We start from the raw sequence: 14,917 nt of genomic DNA on the forward strand, positions 1-14,917 counted from the left end.
CGGATGAGAATCCTCGGCATTCTATGCCTGCTCCTCACATTGAACGGCTGCAGCTCATTGCTGTTCTACCCCGAACCCGGCCTGCCGTTCACGCCGGAAAAAGCGCACCTGCAATACCGCGACGTCACCCTCACCACCGCCGACGGTGTGAAGCTCCACGCCTGGTGGCTGCCGGCCAAGCCTGGTGTGCCGCTCAAGGGCACGGTGCTGCACCTGCACGGTAACGGTGGCAATCTGGCCTGGCACTTGGGTGGCAGTTGGTGGCTGCCCGAACAGGGCTACCAGGTGCTGCTGCTGGATTATCGCGGTTACGGCTTGTCGCAAGGCAAGCCCTCGCTGCCCGCGATCTATCAGGATGTGGATGCGGCCTTCACCTGGATCGACAAAGTGCCTGAAACCCAAGGCCAGCCACTGATCGTGCTGGGCCAAAGCCTGGGCGGTGCGCTGGCGGTGCACTACCTGGCCGCGCACCCGGAGCGCCAATCCCGGCTCAAGGCGCTGGTGCTGGACGGCGTGCCTGCCAGTTATCGTGACGTAGGACAATTCGCCCTGAGCACCTCCTGGTTAACATGGCCGTTTCAGGTGCCGTTGTCCTGGCTGGTACCGGACGCCGACAGTGCGATCCATGCCATGCCTCAGCTGACCGGCGTGCCGAAGCTGTTGTTCCACAGTCTGGATGACCCGATCGTGCCCGTGGCCAATGGCATTCGCCTGTACCAGGCCGCACCGCCGCCCAGGGTGCTGCAGTTGACCCGAGGCGGTCATGTACAGACCTTTGCCGACAAGACTTGGCAAACCGTGATGCTGCGTTACCTCGATGACCCGCAGCACTTCAACGGCCTGCGGCGGCTGGGCGAAATTCCGAACTACCCCACTCCTAACGTTGATTCATCAGAGAGCCCGCAATGAGCGAAGAACGCAACATGATCCCGCTGATCCTCACCGGTATCGGCACCATCATCGGTACCGTCGGTTGCCTGTGGTACTACGGTTACCTGCACTTCGCCAAGCCGGAAGATGCGCTGTTGCTCAGCGATTTCACCCTGCTCAAGACCGTGCCGGGCGAGGACTACAAGATCTCGCTGACGCCGGCCGCGCAAGTGGCGCAGTGCGTCGATGGGGTGCTGGTCATGTTCGATACCGAGCAGAAAGGCCTGAGCGGCGTGCTGGTCAACAACAAGAAGCAGGCCGTGCGTTGCATGGGGCAGGAAACCCCTAAATTGCAACAATGAACGCGGTTTTTATCGGTGTGGGAAAGCTCCGTTTTGCTTACCGATTAATGATTTAACGCCTGTCAGGCGCTCGGCCGGCCGGAACCAGCCTCGCTTGCTCACCACTGATAATGGACTGATTGGCAATGCTGATCAGTCCATTTTTTTATGAGTCTGGAGTGAGCATATATGGCAGGTATAAACGGAATATCGGGCGTAGGCAGCATGGGTAACGGTGGTAATGTCGGCGGTGGCGCCCCGTCAAGTCAAGGCCTTGATCAGCAGATCCAGGACGTTCAAAGTAAAATTAAAGACCTGCAGTCACAAAGTGCTAAAGGCGGACAGGGCAGCCAGGGCGGAGGTGAGCTCGAGGAACTGATGAAGCTGCTGGAAAAGCTGCTTAAACAAAAAAATGATCAAGGTGCACAGGGTGCGCAGGGCGATCAAGGCGCGCAGGATGGTCAAGGTGGCGCTCAGGGCCAGGGCCAGATCCAAATGCCGGAGACTCAGGGCACAGGCAAGGTGGGCGGTTAAACAGCGGCCCTTTTGAACCGCCCTTTTGGGGCGGTTTTTTCATTTTGATACAACTATTCAGCCTGTCGCGAAATGTGTGGCGCAGCACTTCATGCAGTTGCTGTGGAAATTTCGGAACCGTTTCTTCTCAAATGCCACAAAAAATGCGGCAACCTACATAGATTGGGTCGAGGATGAAAATACATATTCCTGTATTGGAAAACATGTTGGCCATGGCAAGGCAGCATGTAGCGCTGGAACAGGAAGCCGCTCGCAGGTACAAGCGCGATCAACAAATGGATGAGCAGGCGGGCGCGAAGATTGAAATGCCAGCCGAGGACACGAATCGCACTATTCAGTTTGATGAGTCGAAAAAAAACCCACCGTGAGGTGGGTTTTCTTATATTGCGCTAATCAATCAGTTAGCAACGGAAGACCGTGGCTTGACCGGCTGGTTGTCGTTGGAGATGGTCACTTCAACGCGGCGGTTCATGGCACGGCCCGATACGCTGCCGTTGTCGGCAACCGGGTATTCCTTGCCATAGCCCTGGGTCACGATGCGGGAAATATCCACACCCTGTTGGGCCAGTGCGCGTTGTACCGAAGCCGCACGGCGCTCGGACAGGCTCTGGTTGTACGAATCGGAACCGGTGCTGTCGGTGTAGCCTTCGACGATCACTTTACGGTCCGGGTTGTCGCGCAGGAACTGAGCCAGTTTGGTGATGTTCACCAGGCCGCTGGATTTCAGGTCGGACTTGTTGGTAGCGAACAGCACGTCACCGAATGTTACCAAGGTGCCGCGATCAGTCTGCTTGGCATTCAGGCTGTCTTGCAGTTGCTTGATCTGTGCATCACGGGCGTCCAGCAGGGCGCGGGCGCGTTCGTCACCGGCGTTTTTCAGCTTGGCTTCGGATTCGCGCAGCACGATGGTGTCTTTGGCCACTTCAACGCGCTGGTTGGTCAGGTAGGCCAACTGGTCGACTTTCTTCTCGTCTTCCTTATCGCGGTAGGCCTTGTCAGCCTTGTCCAGCCATTCGCTGGCGTCCTTGGTTTCCAGCGCCGCCAGCTTGGTGGCTTGCGGGTTGGTTTGCAGGGCCGAAAAGTTGGTCCGTGCGTTTTCCAGGTTCGCGTTCGGCGGGGTGGAGCAGGCCGCCAGTGCAACGCTCATCGCCAGCAGGGCAGGGATCATCAATTGTTTACGCATAGTCGTGTCGTCCTTTCAATTCGATATCAGGTGCGATGCGGTCAAGGGGTGCGTCTTACTTCTGCTGGATAGCAGCCGGGCGCATGCCTTCCTTACGCAACTCATCAACAGCCTTCTGGGAATCCTTCACAGCCTGTTCAGCCTTGGCGGCCTGGGACTTACGCTCGGCGACGCGAGCATCCCACTCGGCTTGTTCAGCCAGGCGACGGGCTTCGTCGTAGTTCTTGTCGTGCATGGCAATCTCGGCTTGCTTGAGCTTGTCCTGGGCCGACTTCATTTCTACAGCTGCGTACTCGGTGCCGCCGGCGCTGACAGCGCTGTTGACTGCGGACTGGGTCACCGCGTACTGCTCGGTCGGAGGATTGCCGGCGCAACCCGCCAGAACGAAGCTGGTGCCGATTGCCAGCGCGGCCAATTTGAGCCCGCGCAGGTGGTTAAACGAGGATTTGGCAGTGCTGGTCTTCATCGTCTTCAACTCCATTGGATAACTCCTGAAAAACATTTAAATCCATGTCACTGGAGTGCGGCTGAGGACCTGGCGATAAAGCAGCAGAAGCCCTTTCAAACGGCCGTTCCAAGTGATGGCTTACTGGCTGTGACCGGAGGCTTTTTTCAAAAGTTCAGAGAAGATGGCGATTTGCCTAAAAAAATATCTGACTGATCGGTCAGTGTAAAAAACTTGGAACTTCTGCGTTGCGCAGCGGTACGCCGGGCGCGTAAAGTGCCCGGCGTACAAGGGTTTGGCAGGGTCGTATCAGTGCTTCTGTTCGTCGCTGCTGGCGGACATATCATGCAGATAACGCCGCGACAGCGTCAGGAAGCGAGGGGTAGGACCGACGTCTTCATACAACGGATCGCCCTCTTCATCGGTGGCAATCACCTGCTGGCCCTTGATGTACGGAAAGCTGGCTTCCAGCTCTTCGAGGGCGGCGCCGATCAGCTCGCCGAGCAGTTCTTCAGTGTGGCGCTTGGGGTACATTTCGGCGATGGCCGCCAGCCTCGCGGCAGACTCCACATCCAAGTGGATGGCGTACTCGGTCTTGGTCAAGCGACCCTTGGCGTTTTCTTCCCAATGCTGGGCCAGTTCTCGGATTTTCATGGCAACCTCAATAAAGCCCGTGATGGCAGGCGGTGATGAGTGACCAGTCGCTGCATGGATAAACGCAGGCGACTCAGTGTTGAGACTAGCTGCAACTCACAAGGTTTAAAGTCTTGTCATAAATCGACGCCAGCGGCACTCTGACAGACCTGCGCGTCCCGGATTTCTGGCTGGAGATTGGCTGATGAGTGATATCGATGCACGCTTGCGTGAGGATGTTCACCTGCTGGGTGAGCTGTTGGGCAACACCATTCGAGAGCAGTACGGCGATGCTTTTCTCGACAAAATCGAGCAGATCCGCAAAGGCGCGAAGGCCGACCGACGAGGGGCCGGCGATGAATTGAGCGCGAGCCTCAATCAGTTGCAGGAAAACGAACTGCTGCCGGTCGCCCGGGCTTTCAACCAGTTCCTCAACCTGGCCAATATCGCCGAGCAATACCAACTGATTCACCGACGCGATGAGTCGCAACCGGCACCCTTTGAGTCCCGCGTATTGCCGGAATTGCTCGCCCGCCTGCAAAGCGAAGGGCACAGCAACGAGTCCCTGGCCCGCCAGTTGGGGCGCCTGGAAATTGAATTGGTCCTCACCGCGCACCCGACCGAGGTGGCGCGCCGCACCTTGATCCAGAAATACGATGCCATTGCCGCCCAACTGGCGCTGCAGGATCACCGTGATCTCACCACCGCAGAGCGCGAGCAGATTCGCCAGCGCCTGCAACGCTTGATCGCCGAAGCCTGGCACACCGAAGAAATCCGCCGCACCCGGCCCACCCCGGTAGACGAGGCCAAGTGGGGCTTTGCGGTGATCGAACATTCCCTGTGGCACGCCATTCCCAATTACCTGCGCAAGGCCGACCAGGCCCTGCACGCCGCCACTGGCCTGCGCTTGCCGCTCGAGGCGGCGCCGATCCGCTTCGCTTCGTGGATGGGCGGCGACCGTGACGGCAACCCGAATGTCACCGCGCCGGTCACCCGTGAAGTGCTGTTGCTGGCACGCTGGATGGCGGCCGACCTGTACCTGCGTGATATCGATCACCTGGCGTCCGAGCTGTCGATGCAGCAAGCCAGCCCGGCATTGCAAGCCAAGGTCGGCGACAGCGTCGAACCCTATCGCGCTCTGCTCAAGCAACTGCGCGAACGCCTGCGGGCCACGCGCCAGTGGGCACATACGGCGTTGAGCAGCAGCACGCCAGCGCCCGCCGAGGTGCTGCAAAACAATCGCGACCTGCTGGAGCCGCTGGAGTTGTGCTACCAGTCGTTGCACGAGTGCGGCATGGGCGTGATCGCCGACGGGCCGCTGCTCGACTGCCTGCGGCGTGCGGTGACGTTCGGTTTGTTCCTGGTGCGCCTGGATGTGCGCCAGGACTCCAGCCGTCATTCGGCGGCCATGACTGAAATCACTGATTACCTCGGCCTGGGGCGTTACGAAGACTGGGATGAAGAGGCGCGCATCAGCTTCTTGATGAAAGAGCTGGCCAATCGTCGACCGCTGCTGCCGGGGTATTTCAAGCCGTCGGCGGATACTGCCGAAGTGCTCAACACCTGCAAGGAAGTCGCCGCCGCCCCCGCCGCATCGTTGGGCTCGTACGTCATCTCCATGGCCGGCGCTGCGTCGGACGTGTTGGCGGTGCAACTGCTGCTTAAAGAGTCGGGCGTGCAACGGCCGATGCGCGTGGTGCCGCTGTTCGAAACCCTGGCCGACTTGGATAACGCCGGCCCGGTGATCGAGCAACTGTTGCTGCTGCCGGGCTATCGCACGCGTTTGCAGGGCCCGCAGGAAGTGATGATCGGCTACTCGGACTCGGCCAAGGATGCCGGCACCACCGCCGCCGCCTGGGCGCAGTACCGGGCGCAGGAGCGGCTGGTGGATATCTGCCGCGAGCAGCAAGTGGAACTGTTGTTGTTCCACGGTCGCGGTGGCACCGTCGGTCGTGGCGGTGGCCCGGCCCACGCGGCGATCCTGTCGCAGCCGCCGGGTTCGGTGGCAGGACGGTTCCGGACCACTGAACAGGGCGAGATGATCCGCTTCAAGTTCGGTTTGCCGGATATCGCCGAGCAGAACCTCAACCTCTATTTGGCGGCGGTACTGGAAGCGACGCTGTTGCCACCACCGCCTCCTGAACCGGCCTGGCGCCATTTGATGGACGAATTGGCGGCAGACGGTGTCAGTGCTTACCGCGCCGTGGTGCGGGAAAATCCGCAGTTCGTCGAGTATTTCCGTCAGTCCACGCCGGAACAGGAGCTGGGCCGCTTGCCGCTGGGCAGTCGCCCGGCCAAGCGACGTGCGGGCGGGATTGAAAGCCTGCGCGCGATCCCGTGGATCTTCGGCTGGACCCAGACCCGCCTGATGCTGCCGGCCTGGCTTGGCTGGGAGGCGGCGCTGAGCAAGGCCCTGGAGCGCGGCGAAGGCGAACTGCTGGGGCAGATGCGCGAGCAGTGGCCGTTCTTCCGTACCCGCATCGACATGCTGGAAATGGTGCTGGCCAAGGCCGACGCCGATATCGCCCGCCTGTATGACGAGCGCCTGGTGCAGCCAGACCTGCTGCCATTGGGGACGCATTTGCGCGACCTATTGTCGCAGGCATGCAGCGTGGTGCTTGGCCTGACTGGCCAGTCGCAATTGCTGGCGCACAGTCCGGACACCCTGGAGTTCATCCGCCTGCGCAACACCTATCTCGACCCCTTGCACTTGTTGCAGGCCGAGTTGCTGGCGCGCTCCCGTCAGCAGGAAGCGGCACAAGACAGCCCTCTGGAACAGGCGCTGCTGGTCTCCGTGGCCGGTATTGCTGCCGGTTTGCGTAACACCGGCTAAGGTTTTTTGCGTGTTCTCAACGGCTTGCAGATAAACCACGACGGCCGCCCTGAAAAGGGCGGTCGGCGTTTACGAGGCCGGGTTGCACTCAGGCACACCCTACCTATGACGCATGCACGGCGCGGGTTCCTGCGACTTTTGGCGGCTTGTGTGGTTAAGGCCTGCTGTGTATCTTGATCAGCCTTTGGCCGTTTGGGCGGCCCGAATTCTATTTTTACGCGATTGGCCCCCCGCGGCGAATCCGAGCGTCATCTCTATAAAAAAATTGAGGAGCACATCGATGCGCGTCATTCTGCTGGGAGCTCCCGGGGCCGGTAAAGGTACTCAGGCAAAGTTCATCACTGAAAAATTCGGCATTCCGCAAATCTCCACCGGCGACATGCTGCGTGCGGCCGTCAAGGCGGGCACCGAGCTGGGCCTGATCGCCAAGAGCGTGATGGACAGCGGTGGCCTGGTTTCCGATGACTTGATCATCAACCTGGTCAAGGAACGCATCAGCCAGGAAGACTGCAAGAACGGTTTCCTGTTCGACGGCTTCCCGCGCACCATTCCCCAGGCTGAAGCCCTGGTGAAGGCCGGCGTCGAGCTGGACGCCGTGGTTGAAATCGCGGTTGAAGATGAAGAGATCGTCCAGCGCATTGCCGGTCGTCGTGTTCATGAAGCCTCGGGCCGCGTGTACCACACCGTCTACAACCCGCCAAAAGTTGAAGGCAAGGACGATGTGACCGGCGACGACCTGGTGCAGCGCAAAGACGACACTGAAGAAACTGTGCGTCATCGTCTGTCGGTCTACCACTCCCAGACCAAGCCGCTGGTGGATTTCTACCAGAAGCTGTCCGCTGCCCAGGGCAAGCCGAAGTACAGCCACATTCCTGGCGTCGGCTCGGTCGAAGCGATCACTGCCAAGGTGCTGCAAGCACTGAGCTGATCCCTCGGCGGCTTCACGGATAACGGCCCGCTTGCGGGCCGTTGTTGTTTATACTGGCGCACTTTTTTCGACTTGGACACCTACACCGATGAGCACCCTGCTGGCCCTGGACACCGCGACTGAAGCTTGCTCGGTTGCCCTGCTGCACGATGGCAAGGTAACGAGCCACTACGAGGTGATCCCGCGCCTGCACGCGCAAAAGCTGTTGCCGATGATCAAGCAACTGCTCGAAGACGCCGGTACTACGCTGGCTGCGGTCGATGCCATTGCCTTCGGCCGTGGGCCGGGTGCCTTTACCGGCGTGCGTATCGCCATCGGCGTGGTTCAGGGCCTGGCATTTGCGCTGGAGCGTCCGGTGTTGCCGGTGTCCAACCTCGCCGTGCTGGCCCAGCGCGCCTTGCGTGAACATGGCGCCCAGCAGGTTGCGGCAGCCATCGATGCGCGCATGGATGAAGTGTATTGGGGTTGCTACCGCGAAACAGCGGGAGAGATGCGCCTGGTCGGTGTTGAAGCCGTGCAGCCGCCGGAGTCATCGGTGCTGCCTGCCGACGCCAGCGGCGACTGGTTCGGTGCGGGCACCGGTTGGGGTTATGGTGAGCGCATCGCGGTGCCGTTGGCGGGCCAGGACGCTGCGATGTTGCCTCATGCCGAGGACCTGCTGACGTTGGCTCGTTTTGCTTTTGAGCGTGGCGAGGCGATTCCCGCAGATCAGGCCGCACCAGTGTACCTGCGCGATAAAGTGGCGCAGACCAAGGCCGAACGCGGCCTGTAACTGTCGTGAGCGGGCTTGCCCCGCGCCGGGCTGCGAAGCGGCCCTAAACATCCCGAACACGCCTCTAATCTGCACCAATCGTCAGAATTTGCCCCCCGTTTTAAACCTTTTTCAAATTATGTGTTCTAGTTATCACCAGAGCATTTGCGCGCTACGGATTGCGCCACTAAAATGCCATCACCGATACCGAGTTCGCATCGATGCGTATAGACGGCTTTTCCTCACAGTCCTACCCCATCAAGCGTAAGCCGCGTAAGGCCAACGTCACGGTAGACGAGTCCGTCGAAGATTCACCGGACTTCATCGAAGTCCAACCCGATGCGCAGTCCAACGCTCAATCACGTATCAGCGGTCTTCCCGCCCGTCAGCAAGACATGGTCTTCCCACGCTCAATGAGCAGAAGTGTCGCCACCGCCCTGGCCAGCTACCTGACCACCGCCGGCTTTGTCGAATGGGATATGGAAGTGCTGGGCCTCGACATCCACATCTGATGCGTCTGCCTTACTACCTGGGTTGCCCGTCCTGGAGTGAAAACGCTTGGCGCGAGTACCTGTACCCCGCCGATGCCCGTTCCAGCGACTACCTTGCGCTCTACTCCCAGGTTTTCAACGCCGTTGAAGGCAACACCACGTTTTATGCCCGCCCGTCGGCCGCCACCGTGCAACGCTGGGCCGAGATCATGCCCGAGGATTTTCGCTTCACGGCCAAGTTTCCCGGTGATATCAGCCACAGCGGCAACCTGATTGAGCAGCTCCCGGCAGCGGAAAGCTTTGTGGGCTTGATGAGTCCTTTGGGTGAGCGGGTATCGCCGCTGTGGTTGCAGCTGCCCGCGACGTTCACACCGCAGCGTCTGGGGGAATTGGCCGGTTTCATTGATGGCCTGGAGCGGCCAATGGCCGTAGAAGTACGGCATCAGGAATTCTTCGCCAAGGGCGATGCCGAGCGCATGCTCAACCGCTTGTTGCGTGACCGGGGCGTGGAACGCATCTGCCTGGACCCTCGTGCACTCTTCAGTTGCACGTCGACTTCAGCCGCCGTGCTGCACGCCCAATCGAAAAAGCCCAAGGTGCCACCACGGCCGGCGGCGCTGACGCAGTTCCCCCAAGTGCGTTTTATCGGCCATCCCGAACTCGAAGCCAACGATCCGTTTTTGGTCCCCTGGGTGGAAAAAGTCGCCGGCTGGATCGAAGAAGGCCGCACGCCCTATGTGTTCCTGCACACCTCGGATAACCGTCTCGCCGCGCAGTTGGCCCTGCGTTTCCACGACCAGTTGATGGCGCGCCTACCTGGGCTGCCGCCACTGCCCACGTTGGATCGTACCCCCGAAGTGGAGCAACTGGGGTTACTCTAGGGCTCCTTTTCCCGCCAGGAGCCAGACATGGATGCGCAAACCCTTCGCGCCGAAACCTTCAAGGCCTTGCATGAGCGTGACCGCGCCTTCGTAATGCCTAACCCGTGGGATGCAGGCTCCGCCGTGATGCTGGCCAGCCTGGGTTTTGAAGCGCTGGCCACCACCAGTGCGGGCTACGCGTTCAGCTTGGCGCGCCCGGATGCGGAAGGGGCGCTGTCCCTGGAAGACACGTTGATCAATGCCGGCATGATCGCCAAGGCCACGGCGCTGCCGGTGGCGGCTGATCTCGAAAACGGCTTCAGCGACACCCCCGAAGGTTGCGCCCAGACCATCCTGCGTGCCGCCGCCACGGGGATCGTCGGTGGCTCCATCGAGGATGCCACGGGCGTCGCCGTCGACCCGATCTATCCCTTTGACCTTTCCGTAGAACGTGTGGAAGCGGCCGTTGCCGCCGCCCGTAGCCTGCCATTCCCCTTCACCCTGACGGCCCGTGCGGAAAACCTCCTGCACGGCCGCCTGGATCTGCCCGACACCATCCGCCGCCTGCAGGCCTACGCCGAGGCCGGTGCCGACGTGCTGTATGCGCCGGCCTTGCGCAGTGCCGAGGAAGTGCTGGCGGTGGTCAAGGCGGTGGCGCCCAAGCCGGTGAATGTGTTGATGTCCGGCGGCTTGAACCTGAGCGTCGCGCAGCTCAGCGAGATGGGCGTGCGACGGATCAGCGTCGGCTCGGCCCTGGCGTTGGCGGCCTACGGTGAGTTCTATCGTGCAGCCCAGGAAGTGTATGAGCTGGGCACGTTCACCTTTACCGAGCGCAAGATGCCGTTCAGCCAGGCCAACCAGTTCTTCAAGGACTAAGCCGTGCGTTTTTTCAACGTGATGGGCTTGCTGCTGATCCTGGCGAGCGCCGTTGCCGTGGGCGTCTGGCGTGGCTGGGTGCCAATACCGGCCGATTGGAACCCCTGGGCACCGCTGGACGTACGTGCCAGCCCCAACCTGCTGACCCGTTACAAGCTGGGGCGCCTGCAGGATGACCCGGCGCTGTGTGATCAAGTGCTGGAAACCTCGGGCCTGCGCGTCAGCCATCAGGCGGACTCGCCCGCCGATGCCGCTTGCCCCTTGCGTAATACCTTGCGCGTCCAGGGCGCAGCGGTCGGGCTGAGCAGCAGCTTCCTCGCCAGTTGCCCACTGGCGGTGGCCTTCGCCCTGTTCGAGCGGCACAGCCTGCAACCGGCGGCCCAGGCGGTATTCGGCCAGGCGGTGACACGGGTTGACCATCTGGGCAGTTTTGCCTGTCGCAATATGTATAACCGTGCCGAGGGGCGACTGAGCCAGCATGCGTCGGCCAATGCGCTGGACATTGCCGGCTTTCGTCTGGCGGATGGGCGCAGTATCAGCGTGCTCAAGGATTGGCCGGGGGAGGGCGATAATGCGCGGTTCCTGCGCCAAGTACGCGATAGCGCCTGTGATGATTTCAATGTGGTGCTGAGCCCGGACTACAACGCCGCGCACCGCAACCATTTCCATCTGGATATGGGGCGTTGGTGGGTGTGTCGCTGAGTGTCAGGCGGCCAGGCGCAGGTTGTGGGTGACCAGCGGGCGTGCCCAGTAATAATCGAAGTCCAGGGCTTTCTGTTGCGCGACCAGTTCTTCGGTCGGGTACGGCGTGGCGGCCGGTGGCAGCAGGTCCAACTCGAATTCGGCGATGGGCAGGTGCAGTGGGCGTGGCTCCGGTGCCGGGCCTGGCTCCGGCAGCGCTTGGCCAGCGGTCAGTACGATCGGGCGCACCCAACCGCTTTCGAAGTTCTGCTGGCGTTGCTGGGCGACGATTTCTTCTTCCGGGAACGGTGTGGCGGCGGGTGGCAGCAAGTCGGTCTCGAACTCGGCGATCGGCAGGAACAGCGGCTCCGGCGGCGCGATTTCGGTGTCTTTCACGTCACACCCACGCTGCGTGAGGATCTGCGACAACAGGTCGGCGCCAGCACTCGGTTCTACCGCTGGGTCTGCCGGTGCAGGCGCCTGCACCGCGAGCGCGTCCGGCGTATCGCCAAGCTGCTCGGCCAACGCCCGGGCGAAGAAGTCCTGCCACACATGGCTCACCCCGGCCAGCGCTTGGGTATTGCGCAGGCCGTAGTGGTTGTGGGTCGGCAGTACACCGATGGTTAGGGGAAGAATGTCTGACATTTTTCTCGGTCGACGCTCAGCTCTGGCAAAATACCTGACTGTTGTTTTTATCGGCCGGTAGTTGCCGATCCTTAATATTTTTGAGCGTAGCGATTGATGAGCGAACAACCAGCGGCCAGCCGCATCCAGGTCGAGGCCTTGGGCGACGGTTTCAAGGCCCGTGCCGAGCAGTGGGCGTCACTGTTGGGGCTGCCGTTGCAGCTGGCGGATGCGGACTTTTCCCTGCAAGTCGGCGAACATGGCCTGCAGTTGCAACAGCTTGGGCCTGACGCGCCTGGGCCGGTGCGGGTGGACTTTGTCGAAGGCGGAGCGGCGCATCGGCGCCTGTACGGTGGTGGCAGCGGGCAGATGATCGCCAAGGCCGTGGGCATTGCCCAAGGCGTGCGTCCACGGGTGCTGGACGCCACGGCCGGCCTGGGCAAGGACGCTTTCGTGCTGGCCAGCCTGGGCTGCGAGATGAGTTTGATCGAGCGCCAGCCGCTGATCGGCGCGTTGCTTGAAGATGGGTTGGCGCGTGGCGCGGATGATTTTGAGGTGGCGCCGATCGTGGCGCGCATGCAGTTGCTCAAGGGCAACTCCATCGACGTGATGCGCAATTGGGAAGGTGAGCCGCCCCAGGTGATCTACCTTGACCCGATGTTCCCGCACCGTGAGAAAACTGCGCTGGTGAAGAAGGAGATGCGCCTGTTCCGGCCGCTGGTGGGAGATGATCCGGACGCCCCGGCGCTGTTGGCTGCCGCGTTGGCCCTGGCCAGCCACCGTGTGGTGGTCAAGCGCCCGCGCAAGGCGCCGTGCATTGACGGGCCCAAGCCAAGTCATGCGCTGGATGGCAAGTCCAGTCGGTATGACATCTACCCCAAGAAAGCGCTCAAGCCTTGATCGTGGACCTGTGGCGAGGGAGCTTGCTCCCGCCGGCGGCCTTACAGCCGACCGCTATTTACCTGTTGCCCAGCGATCAAAATGTGGGAGCTGGCTTGCCAGCGATGAGGCCCGTCCATGCAACGAGCCTTTAAGGCCTGTACGCCCGCATAAACAACCCCACCACCTCCTGTACATGTTCTTCGGCGGCTTCTTCGCTCAGTTGCCCGCCGCAGCCATACAGCAAGCAAAAGTTCGCCGTGCCTTTGAGCAGGCAGAAGAAGTGCTCGGCTGCGGTAAACGGTTTGTCGATGCTCAGCGCGCCGCTCTGATCGATCTTGCTCAACAAGCGCTCCATGCCTTGCAACATGCGCATGGGGCCGGCCTCGAAGAAAATCTGTGAGAGTTTCACGTCTTGATTGCCCGTGGTCATCATCAGGCGATGCAGGTTGACCGACTCTTCGCTGTTGATCAGGCGATGGAACCCTCGCGCGATGTTCAGCAACACAGTTTCTACGGGCACACCCACGGGCAGCTCGAAGTACATCACCGGCAGTTGTTCTTCGCACTTAGCCACTACGGCGGCGGTGAATAACGTCTCTTTATCGTTGAAATGGCTGTAGACGGTCAATTTCGACACGCCCGCTCCCAGTGCAACGGCATCCATGCTGGTACTGGCGTAGCCATTGCTCAAAAACAGGATTTTCGCGGCTTCAAGGATTGCCTGGCGTTTTGCCATGTCCTTGGGACGCCCGGGACTATTGGTGTTTACAGGATTGTCGGACATTTTCACCTTTAATACTGGACTGGTGAGTTTGGTATTAATAACATACCCGTCAGTATAATTATTCCTAGCTCCATTAGCGAAAAGGTCCTACAGCATGCGCAGCATTTTCCTGCCCTTTGCGTTGCCTGTCAGTCTGGTCCTCCTATTGGCCGCCTGTGGCCATGAAGAAGCGACCCAGACCACCATCCGACCGGCCATGGTGGTGCAGCCACAGCCTTCTGCGCAGTCGATGGACAGCTACCCCGGCGAAGTGCGCGCACGCTATGAGCCGGACCTGGCGTTTCGCATTGGCGGCAAAGTCAGTAAGCGGCTGGTGGAGGAGGGCGAACGGGTCAAGGCCAACCAGGCGCTGGCGGAGCTCGACCCTCAGGACGTGCGCCTGCAACTCGAAGCGACCCGTGCCCAAGTCGCCGCCGCCGAGGCCAACCTGAGCCTGGTGCGTGCCGAGCGCGATCGCTACAAGACCCTGATGGACCGTCAGATGGTCAGCCGTTCCCAGTACGACAATTCTGAAAACCTCTATAGATCCGGAGAAGCACGCCTCAAGCAGATCAAGGCCGAGTTTGACGTGGCCAGCAACCAGGCTGGCTACGCCGTGCTGCGCGCACCCCAGGACGGTGTGGTGGCCAAGCGCGCGGTCGAAGTCGGCCAGGTGGTGTCTGCCGGCCAGACGGTGTTCACCCTGGCCACCGATGGCGAGCGCGAAGTGCTGATCAGCCTGCCCGAGCAAGGTTTTGGTCGCTTCAAGATCGGCCAGCCGGTGTCGGTCGAGCTGTGGAGCCAGCCCGACCAGCGCTTCAGCGGGCGTATTCGCGAGCTGTCACCGGCGGCCGATCCGAAGTCGCGCACGTTCGCGGCCCGCGTGGCGTTCACTGGCGGCAAGGTGCCGGCGGAACTGGGCCAGAGCGCCCGCGTATTCATACAGGCTGACGGCATTATTCCGCTGTCGGTGCCGCTCTCTGCCCTCAGTGCGGAGAACGGTGCGTCCTACGTCTGGCGCGTACAGTCCGACAACACCCTCAAACGCGTGCCGGTCCGTATTGGCGCCTTTGGTGAAAAAACCGTCCCGGTACTGGAAGGCTTGAGCCCGACCGATTGGGTCATTGCCGCCGGTGTGCATGTGCTCCACGAAGGCCAGCAAGTGCGTCCGGTGGATCGCGCCAACCGCGTGGTGAATCTGGCGGCCAAGGAGTAGTCCCCG

The 14,917-nt window shown here is 61.1% G+C and carries 18 protein-coding genes; 13 read left to right on the plus strand and 5 right to left on the minus strand.

The window, feature by feature from the left end; translation table 11 throughout:
• The first annotated feature begins 3 nt into the window (after positions 1 to 3).
• From QCBJ_RS23770 to QCBJ_RS23785, 4 genes are all read left to right on the plus strand, one after another.
• Positions 4 to 909, plus strand: coding sequence for an alpha/beta hydrolase (locus tag QCBJ_RS23770; RefSeq protein WP_102061735.1), 906 nt, complete (start codon positions 4 to 6; stop codon positions 907 to 909).
• Entirely contained in the window at positions 906 to 1,232 is a 327-nt protein-coding gene (locus QCBJ_RS23775; RefSeq protein ID WP_043204887.1) for a hypothetical protein, read from the plus strand. The genes QCBJ_RS23770 and QCBJ_RS23775 overlap by 4 nt, the downstream gene beginning before the upstream one ends.
• Positions 1,233 to 1,400: 168 nt before the next feature.
• Complete coding sequence (locus QCBJ_RS23780) at positions 1,401 to 1,745, plus strand: hypothetical protein (RefSeq protein ID WP_177410680.1); 345 nt, start codon at positions 1,401 to 1,403, stop codon at positions 1,743 to 1,745.
• A gap of 173 nt (positions 1,746 to 1,918) precedes the next feature.
• Entirely contained in the window at positions 1,919 to 2,113 is a 195-nt protein-coding gene (locus QCBJ_RS23785) for a hypothetical protein (protein ID WP_012722562.1), read from the plus strand.
• 29 nt (positions 2,114 to 2,142) lie between these two features.
• Here QCBJ_RS23785 and QCBJ_RS23790 read toward each other — a convergent pair whose 3' ends face one another.
• The 3 genes from QCBJ_RS23790 to QCBJ_RS23800 all read right to left on the minus strand — a co-directional run bounded on the left by QCBJ_RS23790 (position 2,143) and on the right by QCBJ_RS23800 (position 4,027).
• Complete coding sequence (locus tag QCBJ_RS23790) at positions 2,143 to 2,928, minus strand: OmpA family protein (RefSeq protein ID WP_012722563.1); 786 nt, start codon at positions 2,926 to 2,928, stop codon at positions 2,143 to 2,145.
• Between the two features lie 55 nt (positions 2,929 to 2,983).
• The gene (locus tag QCBJ_RS23795; protein WP_173390380.1) at positions 2,984 to 3,394 is read right to left on the minus strand and encodes a DUF4398 domain-containing protein; all 411 of its coding nucleotides are present in this window, start codon (positions 3,392 to 3,394) and stop codon (positions 2,984 to 2,986) included.
• A gap of 288 nt (positions 3,395 to 3,682) precedes the next feature.
• Entirely contained in the window at positions 3,683 to 4,027 is a 345-nt protein-coding gene (locus QCBJ_RS23800) for a hypothetical protein (RefSeq protein ID WP_012722565.1), read from the minus strand.
• Positions 4,028 to 4,211: 184 nt separating this feature from the next.
• Between QCBJ_RS23800 and ppc the strand changes: the two genes are divergently transcribed.
• The 7 genes from ppc (at position 4,212) to QCBJ_RS23835 (ending at position 11,447) form a co-directional block, all read left to right on the plus strand.
• Entirely contained in the window at positions 4,212 to 6,839 is a 2,628-nt protein-coding gene (gene ppc / locus QCBJ_RS23805; RefSeq protein ID WP_012722566.1) for a phosphoenolpyruvate carboxylase, read from the plus strand.
• A gap of 280 nt (positions 6,840 to 7,119) precedes the next feature.
• Complete coding sequence (gene adk / locus QCBJ_RS23810) at positions 7,120 to 7,767, plus strand: adenylate kinase (protein ID WP_012722567.1); 648 nt, start codon at positions 7,120 to 7,122, stop codon at positions 7,765 to 7,767.
• Positions 7,768 to 7,855: 88 nt separating this feature from the next.
• Positions 7,856 to 8,539, plus strand: a complete 684-nt coding sequence (tsaB, locus tag QCBJ_RS23815; RefSeq protein ID WP_012722568.1) for a tRNA (adenosine(37)-N6)-threonylcarbamoyltransferase complex dimerization subunit type 1 TsaB — start codon at positions 7,856 to 7,858, stop codon at positions 8,537 to 8,539.
• A gap of 200 nt (positions 8,540 to 8,739) precedes the next feature.
• A complete protein-coding gene (locus QCBJ_RS23820) occupies positions 8,740 to 9,030 on the plus strand; it encodes a hypothetical protein (RefSeq protein WP_012722569.1) in 291 nt (96 codons plus the stop codon).
• Positions 9,030 to 9,890, plus strand: a complete 861-nt coding sequence (locus QCBJ_RS23825; protein WP_012722570.1) for a DUF72 domain-containing protein — start codon at positions 9,030 to 9,032, stop codon at positions 9,888 to 9,890. Before QCBJ_RS23820 ends, QCBJ_RS23825 begins: the two co-directional genes overlap by 1 nt.
• A 27-nt stretch (positions 9,891 to 9,917) precedes the next feature.
• Positions 9,918 to 10,745 (plus strand): oxaloacetate decarboxylase, encoded by an 828-nt coding sequence (locus QCBJ_RS23830; protein ID WP_012722571.1) that lies wholly within the window; start codon positions 9,918 to 9,920, stop codon positions 10,743 to 10,745.
• Positions 10,746 to 10,748: 3 nt separating this feature from the next.
• Entirely contained in the window at positions 10,749 to 11,447 is a 699-nt protein-coding gene (locus tag QCBJ_RS23835; protein WP_102061736.1) for an extensin family protein, read from the plus strand.
• A 3-nt stretch (positions 11,448 to 11,450) separates the two neighbouring features.
• Here QCBJ_RS23835 and QCBJ_RS23840 read toward each other — a convergent pair whose 3' ends face one another.
• Entirely contained in the window at positions 11,451 to 12,071 is a 621-nt protein-coding gene (locus tag QCBJ_RS23840; RefSeq protein WP_043204893.1) for a hypothetical protein, read from the minus strand.
• A gap of 96 nt (positions 12,072 to 12,167) precedes the next feature.
• Here QCBJ_RS23840 and QCBJ_RS23845 point away from each other — a divergent pair, with 96 nt between their 5' ends.
• Positions 12,168 to 12,950, plus strand: a complete 783-nt coding sequence (locus QCBJ_RS23845; protein WP_012722574.1) for a class I SAM-dependent methyltransferase — start codon at positions 12,168 to 12,170, stop codon at positions 12,948 to 12,950.
• A gap of 130 nt (positions 12,951 to 13,080) precedes the next feature.
• Here the strand turns inward: QCBJ_RS23845 and QCBJ_RS23850 are convergent, their stop codons facing one another.
• Positions 13,081 to 13,716, minus strand: coding sequence for a TetR/AcrR family transcriptional regulator (locus QCBJ_RS23850; RefSeq protein ID WP_102061737.1), 636 nt, complete (start codon positions 13,714 to 13,716; stop codon positions 13,081 to 13,083).
• A 94-nt stretch (positions 13,717 to 13,810) separates the two neighbouring features.
• On the opposite strand from QCBJ_RS23850, the gene QCBJ_RS23855 reads away from it, so the two are divergent.
• Entirely contained in the window at positions 13,811 to 14,911 is a 1,101-nt protein-coding gene (locus QCBJ_RS23855) for an efflux RND transporter periplasmic adaptor subunit (RefSeq protein WP_102061738.1), read from the plus strand.
• The last annotated feature ends 6 nt before the right edge of the window (positions 14,912 to 14,917 follow it).

Origin of the sequence: Pseudomonas sp. QC2 (assembly GCF_002859085.1) — a bacterium.
Lineage (GTDB): Bacteria > Pseudomonadota > Gammaproteobacteria > Pseudomonadales > Pseudomonadaceae > Aquipseudomonas > Aquipseudomonas petroselini.